At 69.4% G+C, this 15,930-nt stretch carries 17 protein-coding genes; 14 read left to right on the forward strand and 3 right to left on the reverse strand.

What is annotated here, in order from left to right:
* The first annotated feature begins 38 nt into the window (after positions 1–38).
* The 14 genes from tilS (at position 39) to QF206_RS05725 (ending at position 13,706) form a co-directional block, all read left to right on the forward strand.
* Positions 39–1,313: a tRNA lysidine(34) synthetase TilS gene (gene tilS, locus QF206_RS05660; protein WP_340309589.1), complete on the forward strand. Its 1,275-nt coding sequence runs from the start codon at positions 39–41 to the stop codon at positions 1,311–1,313.
* Positions 1,314–1,362: 49 nt separating this feature from the next.
* Positions 1,363–1,914, forward strand: coding sequence for a hypoxanthine phosphoribosyltransferase (gene hpt / locus QF206_RS05665; RefSeq protein ID WP_281488243.1), 552 nt, complete (start codon positions 1,363–1,365; stop codon positions 1,912–1,914).
* 148 nt (positions 1,915–2,062) lie between these two features.
* Positions 2,063–4,162 (forward strand): ATP-dependent zinc metalloprotease FtsH, encoded by a 2,100-nt coding sequence (ftsH, locus tag QF206_RS05670; RefSeq protein WP_281488244.1) that lies wholly within the window; start codon positions 2,063–2,065, stop codon positions 4,160–4,162.
* 11 nt (positions 4,163–4,173) lie between these two features.
* Positions 4,174–4,830 (forward strand): GTP cyclohydrolase I, encoded by a 657-nt coding sequence (gene folE, locus QF206_RS05675; protein ID WP_281488245.1) that lies wholly within the window; start codon positions 4,174–4,176, stop codon positions 4,828–4,830.
* Positions 4,827–5,714 carry a dihydropteroate synthase gene (gene folP, locus QF206_RS05680; protein WP_281488246.1) on the forward strand — a complete coding sequence of 296 codons (888 nt, stop codon included), beginning with the start codon at positions 4,827–4,829 and terminating at the stop codon, positions 5,712–5,714. Before folE ends, folP begins: the two co-directional genes overlap by 4 nt.
* Complete coding sequence (gene folK / locus QF206_RS05685) at positions 5,711–6,886, forward strand: 2-amino-4-hydroxy-6-hydroxymethyldihydropteridine diphosphokinase (protein ID WP_281488247.1); 1,176 nt, start codon at positions 5,711–5,713, stop codon at positions 6,884–6,886. Before folP ends, folK begins: the two co-directional genes overlap by 4 nt.
* Entirely contained in the window at positions 6,883–7,488 is a 606-nt protein-coding gene (locus tag QF206_RS05690; RefSeq protein WP_281488248.1) for a DUF3180 domain-containing protein, read from the forward strand. Before folK ends, QF206_RS05690 begins: the two co-directional genes overlap by 4 nt.
* 81 nt (positions 7,489–7,569) lie before the next feature.
* Positions 7,570–8,067, forward strand: coding sequence for a PH domain-containing protein (locus QF206_RS05695; RefSeq protein ID WP_281488249.1), 498 nt, complete (start codon positions 7,570–7,572; stop codon positions 8,065–8,067).
* Positions 8,064–9,797: a PH domain-containing protein gene (locus tag QF206_RS05700; RefSeq protein WP_281488250.1), complete on the forward strand. Its 1,734-nt coding sequence runs from the start codon at positions 8,064–8,066 to the stop codon at positions 9,795–9,797. Before QF206_RS05695 ends, QF206_RS05700 begins: the two co-directional genes overlap by 4 nt.
* A complete protein-coding gene (locus tag QF206_RS05705) occupies positions 9,794–10,633 on the forward strand; it encodes a Rossmann-like and DUF2520 domain-containing protein (protein ID WP_281488251.1) in 840 nt (279 codons plus the stop codon). The genes QF206_RS05700 and QF206_RS05705 overlap by 4 nt, the downstream gene beginning before the upstream one ends.
* Entirely contained in the window at positions 10,630–11,502 is an 873-nt protein-coding gene (panC, locus tag QF206_RS05710) for a pantoate--beta-alanine ligase (RefSeq protein WP_281488252.1), read from the forward strand. The genes QF206_RS05705 and panC overlap by 4 nt, the downstream gene beginning before the upstream one ends.
* Positions 11,503–11,693: 191 nt before the next feature.
* A complete protein-coding gene (gene lysS / locus QF206_RS05715) occupies positions 11,694–13,187 on the forward strand; it encodes a lysine--tRNA ligase (RefSeq protein ID WP_281488253.1) in 1,494 nt (497 codons plus the stop codon).
* Between the two features lie 8 nt (positions 13,188–13,195).
* Positions 13,196–13,360 carry a hypothetical protein gene (locus tag QF206_RS05720; RefSeq protein ID WP_281488254.1) on the forward strand — a complete coding sequence of 55 codons (165 nt, stop codon included), beginning with the start codon at positions 13,196–13,198 and terminating at the stop codon, positions 13,358–13,360.
* A 142-nt stretch (positions 13,361–13,502) separates the two neighbouring features.
* Positions 13,503–13,706 (forward strand): hypothetical protein, encoded by a 204-nt coding sequence (locus QF206_RS05725; protein WP_422785362.1) that lies wholly within the window; start codon positions 13,503–13,505, stop codon positions 13,704–13,706.
* Positions 13,707–13,817: 111 nt separating this feature from the next.
* On the opposite strand, the gene QF206_RS05730 is transcribed toward QF206_RS05725, so the two are convergent.
* From QF206_RS05730 to QF206_RS05740, 3 genes are read right to left on the reverse strand one after another with little or no spacing between them, the layout of a single operon-like run.
* Positions 13,818–14,822 carry a pirin family protein gene (locus tag QF206_RS05730; RefSeq protein WP_281488255.1) on the reverse strand — a complete coding sequence of 335 codons (1,005 nt, stop codon included), beginning with the start codon at positions 14,820–14,822 and terminating at the stop codon, positions 13,818–13,820.
* A 9-nt stretch (positions 14,823–14,831) separates the two neighbouring features.
* Complete coding sequence (locus QF206_RS05735; RefSeq protein ID WP_340309592.1) at positions 14,832–15,059, reverse strand: helix-turn-helix domain-containing protein; 228 nt, start codon at positions 15,057–15,059, stop codon at positions 14,832–14,834.
* Between the two features lie 56 nt (positions 15,060–15,115).
* Complete coding sequence (locus tag QF206_RS05740) at positions 15,116–15,769, reverse strand: hypothetical protein (protein WP_281488256.1); 654 nt, start codon at positions 15,767–15,769, stop codon at positions 15,116–15,118.
* Positions 15,770–15,930 lie beyond the last annotated feature (161 nt).

Below are 15,930 nucleotides of genomic sequence, written 5' to 3' on the forward strand. Positions count from 1 at the left end.
TCCTCAGGGTGGATCGAATGCTGCGTTAACGTTACTGGATGCGCTCTGTGCCGCCCGAGCCGGCTCCGGAGCCCGCCGTTGGGCAGGCCTCCGACACCGCCGCCCGACCAGCCCCGCGACGTCCGCGGCTCACTCCGGCGATCGCCGACGTGCGTCGCGCCGTGCGAGGGGTGCTCGTTCGGCGCCTCGACGCCGAGGCGCGCACTCCCGACGACCGGCAGCGAACGGATGCCGGCAACGCCGCCCCGCCCCGCGATGTCACGCCCGCGGCATCCGCCCCACACGCCCCCGACGGCGCGACCGCAGACGCGACCCGAGACCAAGCAGATGGCCGCCTCGTGCTCGTCGCACTCAGCGGCGGGTCCGACTCGCTGGCGCTCGCCGCCGCCACGGCGTTCGAGGCACCGCGCCACGGTTTGCGTGCCGGTGCGGTCATCGTCGACCACGGATTGCAGAGCGGATCGGCCCTGGTCGCAGCGAATGCCGCGGCGACGGCGCGCGCCCTCGGCCTCGACCCCGTGGTCGTGCGGCGCGTCGAGGTGGGCGAAGCCGGAGGGCCGGAGGCGGCCGCCCGCGACGCTCGCTACTCAGCACTCGCCATCGTCGCCCAGGAGACCGGCGCGGTCGCCGTGATGACCGGCCACACGCTCGACGACCAGGCGGAGACCGTGCTGCTCGGTCTCGCGCGCGGCAGTGGGGGATTGAGCCTCGGCGGCATGCGCGAGTGCGTGCCGCTCGCCGCTGCCACATACGCGGGTGAGCAAACTGGCGGCCCGCAGCTCGCTCGCCCGCTCCTGCTGAGGCCCTTGCTCGGCATCCGGCGTTCGACGACTGAGCAGAGCTGCACCGACCTCGGTCTCACCGCCTGGGCCGACCCGCACAATGACGACACCTCGTTCACGCGCGTGAGAGTGCGCACCGAAGCGCTCCCCGCTCTCGAGCGCGCGCTCGGCGCCCATGTCGTCGAGGCGCTCGCGCGCACCGCCGATGTGCTGCGCGAGGATGCCGAGGCGCTCGACCGCTTCACCGATGAACTCATCGAGGAGCTCGCCGAACTCGAAGAGGGCGGGCTCTCGCTCCCCGTCGCAGCGCTCGCCGCGAACCCGGCCGCGCTTCGCAACCGGCTCATCCGCAAGGTCGTCGATGCCGAGTTCCACCGGTCGCTCAGCCGCGCGCACACGCTCGAAGTGGCGCGCCTCGTCACCGACTGGCGGGGCCAGGGAGCACTGCATCTGCCCGGCATTAGAGTGGAACGCGTCGGCGACCGCGTCGTGTTCACCGCCGACCCGCTCGGGCACGACGCCGACGCATGACGCAAACCACACGCCAGCACACGCGCCGCTAGCACCCTGGAGATTGCATATGGAGCTCGCCGACGTCCGCGATGACCTCGACCGCGAACTGATCTCCGAACGCGAGATCGTCGACAAGATCGCCGAGCTCTGCCGAGCGATCGAGCGCGACTACGAAGGTCGGCGTCCACTGCTCGTCGGTGTGCTCAAGGGTGCCGTCATGGTCATGGCCGACCTCGCGCGCGAGCTCAAGCTGCACGTCGACATGGACTGGATGGCGGTCTCGTCGTATGGCAAGAGCACCCAGTCGAGCGGTGTCGTGCGCATTCTCAAAGACCTCGACTCCGACCTCGCCGGCCGCGATGTGCTGATCGTCGAAGACATCATCGACTCGGGCCTCACGCTGAGCTGGCTGCTCGGCAACCTGCAGAGCCGGGGGGCCGCCTCGGTCAAGGTGTGCGCGCTGCTCCGCAAGCCCGACGCAGCGAAGGTCGATGTGCCGGTCGAGTACGTCGGATTCGACATCCCGAACGAGTTCGTCGTCGGCTACGGCCTCGACTATGCCGAGCGCTACCGCAACCTGCGCGGCATCGGCGTGCTCGCGCCCCACGTCTATTCCTGATCGGGCGGATGCCGCGACCGGCCGACCGCGTGAAGCACCGCTTCTGACTCGCTCGTCGCCGACCTCGCGCCGACCGCATCCGCCTGCAGTACCCCTACGGCGAACACGAGGGCTGAGCACAGTCGCCGCGCGCTAGCCTGGCAAGACTATGGATTTCAAGCGCCTCTTCCGCGGCCCGGTGTTCTATGTGCTCGTGGGCGCCATCGCCGTGTGGATCGGCTTCAGCCTGATCACCGGCTCGGGGTTCCGTGAGGTCACCACGCAGCACGGACTCGACCTGCTCAAGGGGACCAACGTCGAGAAGGTGCTCATCGTCGACGGTGAGCAGCGAGTCGACCTGACCCTGAAGAAGGCCGACGGCGACAACGGCACACAGGTGCAGTTCTACTACGTCGCGCCGCGCGGCGCCGAGATCGTGCAGGCCGTGACGGACGCCAAGGATGTGCAGTTCGACGACCAGGTGCCGCAGACGAACTGGTTCATGAGCCTGCTGGGCCTGCTGCTGCCGTTCATCATCATCGGTCTCATCTTCTGGTTCCTGCTCTCGAGCATGCAGGGCGGCGGCAGTCGGGTCATGCAGTTCGGCAAGTCGCGCGCGAAGCTCGTGTCGAAGGAGAGCCCGAAGGTCACCTTCGAGGATGTCGCGGGCGCCGATGAGGCGATCGAGGAACTGCAGGAGATCAAGGAGTTCCTCAAGGAGCCCGCGAAGTTCCAGGCCGTCGGAGCGCGCATCCCCAAGGGCGTGCTGCTCTACGGCCCTCCCGGCACCGGAAAGACGCTGCTCGCCCGCGCCGTCGCTGGTGAGGCCGGAGTGCCGTTCTACTCGATCTCGGGTTCTGACTTCGTCGAGATGTTCGTCGGTGTCGGTGCCAGCCGCGTGCGCGACCTGTTCAACCAGGCGAAGGAGAACGCGCCCGCCATCATCTTCATCGACGAGATCGACGCTGTGGGTCGTCACCGTGGCGCCGGCATCGGCGGTGGCAATGACGAGCGCGAACAGACGCTCAACCAGTTGCTGGTCGAGATGGACGGCTTCGACGTGAAGACGAACGTCATCCTGATCGCGGCCACGAACCGTCCCGACGTGCTCGACCCGGCGCTGCTGCGCCCCGGCCGATTCGACCGCCAGATCACCGTCGAGGCGCCCGACCTCAAGGGCCGCGAGCAGATTCTGCACGTGCACGCCAAGGGCAAGCCCATGACCGACGATGTCGACCTGGCCGTGCTCGCCCGCAAGACCCCCGGATTCACCGGTGCAGACCTCGCGAACGTGCTCAACGAGGCAGCGCTCCTCACCGCCCGCAGCAACGCCCAGCTCATCGACAACCGGGCCCTCGACGAGGCCGTCGACCGAGTGATGGCGGGCCCGCAGCGGCGCACGCGCATGATGAACGACAAGGAGAAGCTCATCACCGCGTACCACGAGGGCGGGCACGCGCTTGCGGCAGCGGCGATGCGGCACACCGACCCCGTCACCAAGGTGACGATCCTCCCTCGCGGTCGCGCGCTCGGCTACACGATGGTGCTGCCGGTGGAAGACAAGTACTCGGTGACGCGCAATGAACTGCTCGACCAGCTCACCTACGCGATGGGCGGCAGGGTGGCCGAGGAGATCGTGTTCCACGACCCGACCACCGGCGCATCGAACGACATCGAGAAGGCCACGTCGATCGCTCGCCGCATGGTGACCGAGTACGGCATGAGCGCCGAGGTCGGCTCTGTGAAGCTCGGCCACGGCTCGGGCGAGCCCTTCCTCGGGCGCGACATGGGTCAGCAGCGCGACTACTCCGAATCGATCGCCGAGACCGTCGACTCCGAGATCCGCAGGCTGATCGAGACCGCGCACGACGAGGCGTGGCAGGTGCTCAACGAGAACCGCGACATCCTCGACAAGCTCGCCTCCGAGCTGCTCGAGAAGGAGACGCTCGACCACCTGCAACTCGAGGCGCTCTTCGCCGATGTGCGCAAGCTCCCCGAGCGCCCGCAGTGGCTCTCGAGCGAGAACCGTCCCTCGTCGAACGTGCCCCCGGTGGCGATGCCGTCGAAGGCGCCCATCGACCGGGACGCCACTGAGGGGCGAGTCGCCTCCGATCGGTCGCGCAAGGTCGGCGAATCGGCCGCCCGAGTCGGTGCGACGGGAGACGAAGCCGCCGGCGCCCACGGCGCGGACGCCCCCAACATCGACGAGCACGTGCGAAACTCCGAGGAGCACAGCGGCCCCGCCCCGTCCAGCGGAATCACGACCTAGGCAGGCAGAGAGTGTCCGAGCAGCACGCGATGCAGCGAGAGTCGCACGGAGCACCGGCATCCGTGCCGACCGACCGACCTGTGGACGCGGCGACGCTCGGCACGGCGACGGGCGTCGATGTCGCTCGCGTCGAGGCCGCGGTGCGCGAGATCGTCGCCGCGCTCGGTGGCGGCCCGACGCTCGAGCGCACGCCCGAGCGCGTGGCCCAGGCGTACTCCGAGTTCTTCGCGGGCATCGGCGTCGACCCGCTGACCCATCTCACCGATACCGTCGCGGTCGGGCCGGAGACCGGTGAACTCGTGCTGCAGCGCGACATCGAGTTCCGATCGATGTGCGAGCACCATCTGCTTCCGTTCATCGGTGTGGTGCACGTCGCGTACGTTCCGGGTGAACGGGTCGTCGGCCTCGGCAAGCTCGCGAGGGTCGTCGAGACCATCGCCTCGCGTCCCCAACTGCAGGAGCGGCTCACCGAAGAGATCGCGGATGCGCTCGAGACCGGCCTCGACCCGCGCGGCGTGCTCGTGGTCGTCGACGCGCAGCACAGCTGCGTCTCCGCGCGCGGCACGCGACAGGCGGCGAGCACCACCGTCACGATGGCGAGCCGCGGTGAGCTCGCCACCGCCGCGCACCGTGCCGAGGTGATGGCCCTGATCGGCGGCATCGCGTGACGCTCATCATGGGCATCGTCAACGTGACGCCCGACTCGTTCAGCGACGGCGGACGCTGGTTCGACGCGGATGCCGCCATCGGCCATGCCGTCGAACTCGTCGCCGATGGGGCACACATCATCGACATCGGTGGTGAATCGACCAGACCCGGCGCCGAACCGCTGACCTCCGACGAGGAGTTGCAGCGGGTGCTGCCGGTTGTCACCGAGTTGGCGGCTCGCGGCATCCGCGTGAGCATCGACACCATGCACGCCGCGACCGCGGCGACATGCGTGGAGGCTGGTGCCGAGTTCGTGAACGACGTGTCGGGCGGGCTCGCCGACCCGGATATGTACTCGGCGGTCGCGGCTACGCCGGCCACCTACATCGCGATGCACTGGCGGGGGCTCCTTGGGCGCACCGATTCGACGCCCGACGACGAGCGCGCCCGGTACGACGACGTCGTCGACGAGGTGCGGGCCGGTCTCGAGCGGCGGATGACGCAGGCCGTCGCCGCGGGAATCCCACTGGAGCGCATCGTGCTCGACCCCGGGCTCGGGTTCTCGAAGCAGCGCGCGCACAACTGGCAGCTGCTCGCGCGCATGGACGAACTGCGCTCGCTCGGACGGCCGCTGCTCATCGGCCACAGCCGCAAGCGCTTCCTCGGAGACCTCGCGGGCGATCGCGACGTGGCGACCTCGGTGGTGAGCGCACTGAGCGCGGTCTCAGGCGCATGGGCTGTGCGCGTGCACGATGTCGCCTCGACGAGAGCAGCCCTGGAGGTAGCGGATGCCTGGACCTCTGGGCGCGAGGCGCATCCCGGGCATGGCGCAGCGCTCGAGCCGCGGCTCGAGGCTGACGGAGAGCCCGCGTCTGCGGGAGAGCAGCGGGAGCGGCTCACATGACGCGCTCGCTCGACCGCATCACCATCACGGGCCTGCAAGCGCGTGGGCACCACGGCGTATTCGACTTCGAACGGCGAGACGGTCAGACGTTCATCGCCGACGTTGACCTCGAACTCGACCTCAGTGCCGCTGCCGCGAGCGATGAGCTGGAACGCACCGTGCACTACGGCGAAGTCGCCGGCGACGTGGTGGCCGTCATCGAGGGAGAGCCGCACGACCTCATCGAGACGCTCGCCGAGCGCATCGCCGCAGTCGTGCTCGCACGCCCGGCGGTGCAGCGCGTCACCGTCACGGTGCACAAGCCCGAGGCGCCGATCGCCGTGCCGTTCCGCGACGTCTCGGTCACCATCACCCGCGCCGCCCGCCGCCCCGCCGACGCCCCCGCTCCCGGCCCCGCCGACGCCCCCACGCTGTCGCCTGCCGAAACCTCCGCCCAAGCGTCCGCCGAGATGACACGTTCTGCACCGGAATCGGCGGAATCGCAGCAGAAAGTGTCATCTCGGCGAGCAGGTGGGGCGGATGCCGGGGCTCACGCGGTCGCGGCGTTGTACCCCGTCGCGGCATCCGGCCCCGTCGCGGCATCCGGCCCCGTCGCGGCATCGCGTCGCGAGACGGTGCGCGCGGTGATCGCGCTGGGGGCGAACCTCGGCGATCGGCGCGCGACCCTCGAGCAGGCGGTGCGCGACCTCGCTGCGACCCCCGGCATCCGCGTCGATGCCGTCTCGACACTCATCGACTCCGTTGCGATCACGCTGGAGGGCCGCGACGAGACGGTGCCCGGCTACCTCAACGGTGTCGCCCTCGTGACCACCTCGCTCGCCGCGCCCTCGCTGCTCGACGTGATGAACGCCATCGAAGACGCGCACGGCCGCGTGCGGGCCGAGCGCTGGGGATCGCGCACGCTCGATCTCGACCTCATCGACTACGGCGGCCGCACGCTTGAGAGCGAGCGACTGACGCTGCCGCATCCGCGCGCTCACGAGCGCGACTTCGTGCTCGAACCGTGGTTCGAGGTCGAACCCGACGCGACCCTGCCCGGGCGAGGAGCGGTGCGTGACCTGATTGCGGCGCTCGGCCGCTCGCAACGGCTCGGCGACTCGCAACGACTCGACGACTCGCAACCGCTCGATGCCGCACGGCGAGAGGGCGCACGGCGAGAGGGCGCACAGTGAAGCGCACCGGCCCGGTCTCACTGCTCGTGCTCGCCGTCATCGGGCTCGCGGCAGGCATCATGCTCGACACTGGCCTTGCGGCGGCCGGACGCCCGGTCTTCGTGCCGCCGATCACCCTGGCCGTCGCTCTCGCGCTGATCGGCGCGGTGCTCGTCGCGCTTGCCCGGCCGGTGCGCAAAGCCGTGAAGGCACGCACCCTCAACGCGATCGATCCCTTCTACGCCACCCGCGTGCTGGTGCTCGCCAAGGCGTCGAGCCTCGCCGGTTCGCTCATCGGCGGCTTCGGCATCGGCGTCATCGTGTACCTGCTCAGCCGGAGCGTCGTGGCCGCCGGCGGCGCAGTGCTCCTGTCCGCCGCGAGCGTGGTGGGCGGCGCCGCTCTCGTGACCGGAGCCCTCATCGCCGAGCGCATGTGCTCGCTGCCGCCCGGCGACGAGCACGGCGACGGTGACTCGAATGCTGAGAAGGATGCCGCGCGACGCACCGGACGCGAGCGCGAAGAGGACGGCCGCAACGATCGGCGCGCCGGCGATTCTCGCGAACGTTCCGATAGCTGGAGTGGTCGAGTCGGCCGAGACGATCCGTTCGGGCCCCGCCGCTAGAGTCGAACACGCGCTGCGGGTGCCTCACGCGCCGTGCGCCACCGAACCAAGAACCCTTGTGAGCCGTAGTGAAAGGCCGCCGTGTCCCACGCCCTCCCCACCCGCCTCGATCTGCCTGAGCACGAATGGCAGCGGGTGTCGCCGCGCTACATCGTCGTCGAGCTGATCGGCAACGTCATCGCGGCGATCGTGCTCGGTGGCGGGTTGAGCCTGCCGGCGCTGTTCACTGGTGAGACGTGGCTGTGGGTCGTGCCGGCGGCGATCGTCGCGGTGTTCATCATCGTGATCGCGCTCACGCCGCGCCGCGTGCGGTCGATCGGGTACCGCCTGCGCGGTGACGACCTGCTGTTCCGCCGCGGCATCCTCTTCCAACGCTTCGTCGCGGTGCCCTATGGGCGCATGCAGCTCGTCGACATCAACCGGGGCCCCATCACGCGTGCCATGGGCCTCAGTGAGCTGAAGTTCGTCACCGCCGCGGCATCGACCAATGTGACGATCCCCGGGCTGCCGCACACCGAGGCCGAGCGCCTGCGCGACGAGCTGATCGCGCTCGCCGAGACCAGGAGGGCTGGTCTGTGACCGACGCAGACCCGCGATACCCCGTGCCGGATGCCGGCGGGGCGCCCCCCGCATCCGATGGGCGCCCGTACACCAGCGGCAGCACGGGTCTCGCCGACGGCGAGTGGCACAGGCTGCACCCGGCTACGCCGCTGCTCAAGGGTGGGATCGCCCTCATCGCGATCGCCGGCGTCATCATCGCCAACGCGCGCGAACGCATCATCGACTCCTTCATCGGCGCAGGCGAATACAGTGGCGATCCGGTCGACTGGATCATCGGCGAGGGATTGCTTGGGTGGGCGCTGCTCGTCACCGGCGCCGTGCTGCTGATCGTCGTGGCCGGTTTCTACTTGAGCTGGCGCATGCACAGCTTCCGCATCACCGACGAGTTCGTCGAGGTGCGGAGCGGAATCCTGTTCCGCACGAATCGTCGGGCGCGGCTCGACCGCATCCAGGGCATCAACGTGGTGCGCCCATTCATTCCGCGCATCTTCGGCGCCGCGAAGCTCGAGGTCAATCAGGCCGGCGACGACGCGAACGTGCAGCTGTCATACCTGCACAGCAAGCAGGCCGACGATCTGCGCCGCGACATCCTGCTGCTCGCCTCCGGCACGAGACGAGCCGCCGAGAGCCCGACGACTCCTGCCGCGCACGGCGGCGTGATCGGGGAGCGCATCACCGAGTTCCTCGCTCCCGAGCTCGATCCGGATGCCGCGCCGCCTCAATCGGTTGTGCAGCTCAACCCGGGGCGGCTCGCCGGCTCCCTCGCCCTCAGCGATATCTCGATCGCCATCGTCGCGATGCTGATCGCGGTCGGCGTCTCAGCGTTCATCACCGGTGAGTTCTTGCTGCTCGTCGGTTTCGTGCCGGGCCTGCTCGCGCTCGGCGGTGTGCTCGTGTCGCGGTTCACCAAGTCGCTGCGGTACTCGATCGCGGGCACCGAGGATGGCGTGCGGGTCGGGTTCGGACTGCTGTCGACGAGCAATGAGACGCTGCCGCCCGGCCGCATCCACTCGATCCAGATCAGCCAGACGCTGCTGTGGCGGCCCTTCGACTGGTGGCACATCAAGGTCAACCGCGCGTCGCGGTCATCGACCAAGGGCGCGGCCGGTCAGGAGAACACCACGATCTTGCCCGTTGGCGACCGCCTCGACGTGGCGCGGGTGCTCGCGCTCATCGCGCCAGAGGTCGGCGACCACGAGCAGATCATGCGCGGGCTGACGTCGCGTGGCGATGACGAGGGCTGGGTGAACTCACCGGTGCGCGCGCAGGCGCTGCGCTGGTTCAGCCGCCGACGCAACGGGTTCACGCTCGTGCCAGGCGGAGTGGTGATCCGGAAGGGCGCGATCTGGCGCACGCTGATCATCGTGCCGCAACCCCGGGTGCAGAGCACGAGCATGCGACAGGGCCCGGTGCTTCGATCACTGCGACTCGGCGCCCTGCACGTGCACACCGTCGCCGGCCCCATCACCCCATCCCTCGGCGCCATGGACATGGACGAGCTCGCCACCGCATTCGACGAGATCGCAGCGCGCACAGTCGAGGCCGCGGCATCCGATCGATCGCACCGTTGGAGGTCGGAGTCGATGGTCGCGGTCGAGGAACCACTGACGCAGCCGCTCGCGCAGCACTCGCCTGAGCAGCTTCGGCAGCCGGAGCAAGGCGCGCCATTCCAGCAGCCGGCGACCGACATGCCACCCCAGCAGCCGGCGACCGAGTTCGACACCGGATCGAGGGAGCACTCGCAGTGAACCGGCGAGCGGGGCGCCTGGGCGTGGGCATCATCGGCGCGGGTCGAGTGGGCCCCGTGCTGGGCGCGGCACTTGCGGGAGCCGGGCACGCCCTCGTGGGCATCGCGGCTGTGTCCGACGAGAGCCGCGAACGGGCCGACGCCATGCTGCCCGGCGTGCCGATCCTCGAGGTGCCCCGGCTCATCGAGGTGAGCGAACTCGTCATCATCGCAGTGCCGGATGCCGAGCTGCCGGGCCTCATCGCAGGCCTCACGGCGACGCGAGTCTGGCAGCGCGGACAGCTCGTGCTGCACACCTCGCCCCGGTTCGGCATCGACGTCTTGGAACCGGCGCTGGAGGCCGGAGTGATCCCGCTCGCCGTGCACCCCGCGATGTCGTTCACCGGCACAAGCATCGACCTGGCCCGCCTGCGCGAGAGCTGGTGCGCGGTCACGGCGCCGGTGCCGGTGCAGCCGATCGGCCAGGCACTCGTCGTCGAGATGGGGGCCGAGCCGGTGCTGATCGACGAGCGCGATCGGTGGGCATACGCCGAGGCGATCGATACTGCGACGGGGTTCTCCAGCGAGATCGTGCGGCAGGCGGCCGGCATCCTGCGCAGCGTGGGTGTTGAGCGTCCCGGCGCTGTGCTGGGCCCGCTGGTTCGATCGGCGATCGACAACGCCCTCGCCGCGGCGGGAGAGCATGACCCCGACCCGGTGGATCCGACCGCGTTCGAGCCCGACCTGCAACTGGACTTGCCGGCGTTCCCGGGGCCTGCCGGCCACAGCGGCACCCGCGATGATCCCGACGGCGGCACCCCAGAGCATGACCTGGCCGACCCGGAGGATGAACGATGACCCAGTCGATCAGTCGTCCAGAGGTGATCACGAGCATCGCGGACCTGCGCGAGCGCCTACGAGGCGCCCGAATGCAGGGTGCCGACATCGCACTGGTGCCGACGATGGGCGCGCTGCACGACGGGCATCTCGCGCTCGTCGATCGTGCGGTGCAACTCGCGGACACCGTCGTGGTGTCGATCTTCGTCAACCCGCTCCAGTTCGGCGCGGGGGAGGACCTCGATCGCTACCCGCGTACCCTCGAGGCCGACCTCGAAGCGCTTGCGACCCGTGGTGCGCACCTCGTCTTCGCTCCGTCGGCGAGTGAGATGTACCCGCATGGCGAGACCGCCACGCGGGTCACCGCAGGGCCCGTCGGATCGACGTTCGAGGGAGCCTCGCGGCCCGGCCACTTCGACGGGATGCTCACCGTGGTGGCGAAGCTCTTCAACATCGTGCAGCCGCGCGTTGCGGTGTTCGGTGAGAAGGACGCTCAGCAGGTGTTCCTGGTCAAGCAGATGGTCGCCGATCTCGATCTCCCGGTCTCGATCGAGGTGGTCGACATCGTGCGGGATGCCGAGGGACTCGCGCTCTCGAGCCGCAACCGCTACCTCAGCGACCAGGAACGCGAGCAGGCGCTCGCGCTCTGCCGTGCACTGGCCGCGACTCACGACGCCGCGACGGAGGGGGCAGGGGTCGACGCGGCGCTCAACGCCGGCCGCGAGGTGCTGGGCACGGCATCCGGAGTCGATCCTGACTACTTCGAGATCGTCGACACGGCGACGTTCGAACCAGTCGGGGCCCGCTTCCGAGGCGATGCACGCGCTGTGGTGGCGGCGCGAGTCGGCTCGGCCAGACTCATCGACACTCGCGCGGTGCGCTTCGCCTGAGGCCTGAGGCCTGAGGCCTGAGGCCTGAAGCCTTACGCTGGCGCCAACTCCTGGAGTCCGACAGCCCCCGGTTTCGATGGCGGTCGCTCAGGGCGAGCCGAGCGACCGCCGGCCCGAGCGACAGCGCGGCACGAACTAGCATGGGACGGGTTGCCGCCGTCCTTCCGCGCGCACATGAACCAGGAGTACGCATGACCGACGAAACCACCGAACTCACCGAGGCAGAGGTCTCGGAGCAGAAGGCGGTTCGGCTCGCCAAGCGCGCTCGCATCCTCGACGCCGGCGGTGACGCCTACCCCGTCGGTGTGCCCATCACTCACTCGATCGGCGAAGTACGAGCGCGATTCGAGGGACTGGAACCGGATGCCTCGACCGGCGTCACGGTCGGCGTCGCCGGCCGCGTAGTGCACTCGCGCAACACCGGCAAGCTGTGCTTCGCCGCGCTGCAGTCCGGCGACGGCTCGCGCATCCAGGCGATGGTGAGCCTCGCTGAGGTGGGTCAGGAATCGCTCGATGAATGGAAGGAACTCGTCGACCTCGGCGACCACGTCTTCGTGGAGGGCGAGGCGATCACGAGTCGCCGCGGTGAGCTGTCGATCATGGTGAACCGCTGGCAGATCGCCTCGAAGGCGGTGCTGCCGCTGCCGAACCTGCACTCGGAGCTCAGCGAGGAGACGCGCGTGCGCCAGCGCTACCTCGACCTCATCTCTCGCGAGCAGGCGCGCAATACTGTCATCGCCCGCGCCAAGGCGGTCGCCTCGCTCCGCGACACCTTCGCAGGCCACGGGTACATCGAGGTCGAGACCCCGATGCTGCAGACCATGCACGGCGGAGCGGCTGCGCGCCCGTTCATCACGCACTCGAACGCGTTCGACACCGAGCTCTACCTGCGCATCGCGCCCGAGCTGTTCCTCAAGCGCGCGGTGGTCGGCGGGCTCGAGCGCGTGTTCGAGATCAACCGCAACTTCCGCAACGAGGGTGCCGACTCGACGCACAGCCCCGAGTTCGCGATGCTCGAGGCGTACCAGGCCTACGGCGACTACCACCAGATGGCCGACCTCACTCAGGAACTCATCCAGAATGCGGCGCTCGCCGTGGCCGGTTCCCATATCGTCACGTGGGCCGACGGCACCGAGTACGACCTCGGCGGCGACTGGGCGCGGCTGTCGATGTACGAGTCGCTCTCCGAGGCGGCCGGCGTCGAGGTCACGCCGCAGACCCCGATGGCAGAGCTCAAGAAGATGGCGGATGCCGTCGAGATCGAGGTGCCGCATCCGCTGCCCGGCAAGTACGTGGAAGAGCTCTGGGAGCACTACGTCAAGCCGGGCCTCGAGCGGCCGACCTTCGTCATGGACTTCCCGGTCGACACCAGCCCGTTGGTGCGCGCACACCGCACCAAGCAGGGCGTGGTCGAGAAGTGGGACCTGTACGTGCGCGGCTTCGAGCTCGCGACCGCATACTCCGAGCTGGTCGACCCGGTGATCCAGCGCGAGCGCTTCGTCGAGCAGGCGAAGCTCGCCGCGAAGGGCGACCTCGAGGCCATGCAGCTCGATGAGGAGTTCCTGCGTGCGCTCGAGCACGGCATGCCGCCGTCGGGTGGCATGGGCATGGGCATCGACCGCTTGCTCATGGCGATCACCGGCCTCGGCATCCGCGAGACGATCCTCTTCCCGCTGGTGAAGTAGGCCGCCAGATGACCGAGCCGGAGCGCCAGCGGGATGTCGAGGGTGCGTCGCGCGATCGGTCTGCGTCTCGCCGCTCTGCGCCGCCGTGGACAGCGATCGGCTGGGTCGGCCTTGCCGTCACGTGCACGTACCTGCTGGTCTCCGGCATCATCGGCATCCTGCTCAAGGGCTGACGCTCACCGCGCCCGTCCGGCGCACCCTCCCTCCTCCCGCGCCACTTGCTCGCATCCGCGCCACCTCCTTGTGGCGCGGTCGCGACGAAGTGGCGCGCACCGACCAGGTCGGCCTCAGCCATCGCCGCGTAGACTTGACGCCGTGATCGAGGAGTTCTGGGCCAACGCGGTGTTCTCGGTGACGCCGACGATTCTGATCGGCCTCATCTTCTGGTTCGTGCTGCGCTCGATCATCCGCGCCGACCGCAATGAGCGCGACAGCTACGCCAAGATCGAGGCCGAAGAGCGCGCCAAGTTCGAGGCCGAGCGCGCCGCCCGCGACGCCGGCCCCGCCGCCGCAAGCTAGCGCCCCCGCACCGGCATCTGCGCCAACTACAGCCGCTTGCGCCCGATGCGCCTGGCGCAAGCGGCCGCAAGTGGCGCAGATACCGAACGCCGCCGCCGGATGCCGGGGGCCTCAGCCGCGCGGGCGCAGCCGCACATTGGGCAGCGCCGGGGCGGGCAGCGCCTTGCCCGTGGCGCCGTCGCGACCGACGTAGCCCTCGACGCGGCCGAAGCGCCCGGCATCCGTCTCGCCGTCGATCACTTCGCGCTGCCACTGCTCGCGGAAGGCGACCACTTCGTCGTGCGTGCGGCCGATGAAGTTCCACCACATGACGATCTGCTCGCCGAACGGTTCTCCTCCGATGAGCACGACGCGGCCGAGCGAGTCGCCTGTGTTGGCGATGCTGAGCGTCGTCGCTCCAGGCGCGCGGTAGCCGAGTGACGCTCGCGGCACGGGCGTTCCCTCGAACGAGATCTCACCGGCATCCACCAGCACACCGTGCTCGAAGCGCTCGTCGACCGGCAACTCGACAGAGACACCCGCAGGCAGGTCGAGTTGCGCGCCCACGAGCGGCGTGAAGGTGGTCGCCTCGGCCGTGTAGCCGAGCAGTGAGCCGAGGAATACGCTCACTCTCGCGCCCTGATGGTCGAGCACTGGCGGCTCGGAGTGCTCGAAGAAGGCGCGGCCGTGGCGCGCGTGGTCGGGCAGCGCGGTCCAGAGCTGCACACCGTGCAGCACGCCCTGTGCCGCTGTCGACACCTCGGAGTGCTGCACGCCGCGGCCGGCGGTCATGAGGTTCAACTGCCCCGGCCGGACCATCGCGTGCCCGCCGCTCGAGTCATGGTGCTCGATCTCACCGGCGAAGAGCCAGGTCACGGTCTGCAGCCCGGTGTGCGGGTGCGGCGGAACGTCCATCCGCCGCGGCCCCGCCGGATCCGGTCCGTAGTGGTCTGCGAAACACCACGCGCCGATCAGCGATCTGGCTTTCTGCGGCAGTGTGCGCCGCACCTCCATCGCCCGCGGCCCGCCGAGCGGCACCTCGCGCGGTTCGATGATCTCGATGACCGGCTCAACGGCCGTCGAAGCAGCGCCCGCCTCGCACACGGTCTCGGACGGCGCGATCTCGAGGTTGCTCATACCGGCAGCCTAGGTGTCGACATCGGTGGTCAACAGGTCGCCCACCTCGCACTCGAGCGCTGCGCAAATGGCGTGCAGGGTCGAGAACCTGATCGCTCGCGCGCGGTCGTTCTTCAGCACTGAGAGGTTGACCACGCTGACACCGACCACGCGGCTCAGCTCGGTGAGCGTCATGCCGCGGGCTGCGAGCAGTTCGTCCAAGTGGCAGCGGATGCCGGTTCCTTCGGCGTCGTTCACCTCGCCGTCGCGCCGACCAGCGCTGCCCTCCGCACGCCGCCGATCGCGTGCCGCGTTCACACCAGCCCCTCCGTGTCTCGCTGGAGCCGCGCGCCGATCTCGAACGCCGCACCGATCGCGGCGAGGCCGATGCCGATGAACACCGGCGTGAGGTCACCCGCGGTCGCGGTGGGGAAGATCGTGTCGCCCGGGCTCGCGTTCAGCTGATCGACGATCCAGAACTGACCGATGCCCGTGAGCGCGAACGAGGTCAGCCCGCCGACGATCAACGTGACGCTCACCGTCGCGACGATCCAGGTCATCGAGCGTCCGAACGGCTTGCCGCGCAGCACCGCCACGCAGAGTGCGACGAACAGCGCCGCAAGCGCCGCGAAGATCAGCGCGCCCACAGCGATCCCGCCGGCGAGGAGCACCAGCGACCAAGGCTCGAGCCCGGCGATGACTACTTGTGCCTCGGTGAAGGCGCCGCTGACGATCGTGGCAGAACCGGTTGCCGCGTCGTCTGGCACTGGCGCGTCGGTGAAGAGCGGCACTGACGCGCCGCGCGCATCGAAGAGGCCGACGATCGAGGTGGCCGCCCCGACGATGCTCAATGCTCCGATCGTCGCGGCGACGGCCGCGAGCAGCCAGAGCGAGAACCGCTCTGAGCCGCGCAGGCCTGAACGTGCGGAGGAGAGGCGCGTGGTTCGCTGAGGCGGTCGTGATGCCATGGCTGCATTTCCTTATCGATCATCGATACCAACGAATATCGATAACATATCGACAGTCGTTATGTCGCGCAACCGCGGTCACGGCATCCGCATCTCCATTCGGTTACGCGCTGCGCCCACGGCGAACAGGGGCATGCCGCGGCCCCTTGCGTCGTTACTCT

It is taken from the genome of Ruicaihuangia caeni (genome assembly GCF_029952955.1).
In the GTDB taxonomy this organism is placed as follows: domain Bacteria; phylum Actinomycetota; class Actinomycetes; order Actinomycetales; family Microbacteriaceae; genus Ruicaihuangia; species Ruicaihuangia caeni.